Origin of the sequence: Thiolapillus sp. (assembly GCF_048562965.1) — a bacterium.
Taxonomy (GTDB): Bacteria; Pseudomonadota; Gammaproteobacteria; order Chromatiales; family Chromatiaceae; genus Thiolapillus; species Thiolapillus brandeum_A.
Genome location: NZ_JBHNMF010001563.1, coordinates 1 through 556, shown reverse-complemented (window position 1 = coordinate 556; position 556 = coordinate 1). Strand labels below are relative to the sequence as shown.

The following is a 556-nucleotide window of genomic DNA, read 5'->3' as shown; positions in this document are numbered from 1 at the left end:
ATGAGCGTGAGGACATGGTCGAATACATCAACACCCTCACGGAAGGCAAGGGGCTGGACGAGCAGGCCATCCGCGAGGGTTACGAGCGCTTCAAGGCGGAGAAGAACGCCCGGGAACTGGCTGCCATTGCTGGAAAGCACGGCCTCAGCACCAAGGCCCTGCAAGGCTTCATCGACAGTATCCTGAGCCGTAGGATCTTCGACCCTGATGCGCTGACCGAACTGCTCCGCCCCCTGGGACTGGGCTGGAAGGTGCGGGCCCAAAAAGAGCTGGAACTGATGGACGACCTCACAACCCTGCTGCGCAAGCAGGCCGAAGGCCAGGAAATTTCAGGGCTGGAAGTGTATGAGCGGTAAAAGCGACAAGAAAAAGCCTCTGGTGCCCCGCCTGCGCTTTCCTGAGTTTCGGGAGGTGGGGGCGTGGGAGGTGAAGCGTTTGGGGGAGGTAGCAAATATCTCCATGGGTGCTTCCCCAAAATCTGCTTCATATAATGATCAAAGAATTGGACTTCCGTTGATACAGGGGAATGCGGATATTAAGGACAGAAAATCTTCCC

The 556-nt window shown here is 56.7% G+C and carries 1 protein-coding gene and 1 pseudogene; both read left to right on the top strand.

Annotated features, from left to right (window positions below; translation table 11 throughout):
• Positions 1-356 (top strand): type I restriction endonuclease subunit R, EcoR124 family (locus ACOCD2_RS25525; RefSeq protein WP_419626398.1); only part of this gene is annotated, 356 nt, incomplete at its 5' end.
• A pseudogene (locus ACOCD2_RS25520) lies at positions 346-556 on the top strand (hypothetical protein); the annotation flags it as partial. The gene ACOCD2_RS25525 and the pseudogene ACOCD2_RS25520, both read left to right, overlap by 11 nt.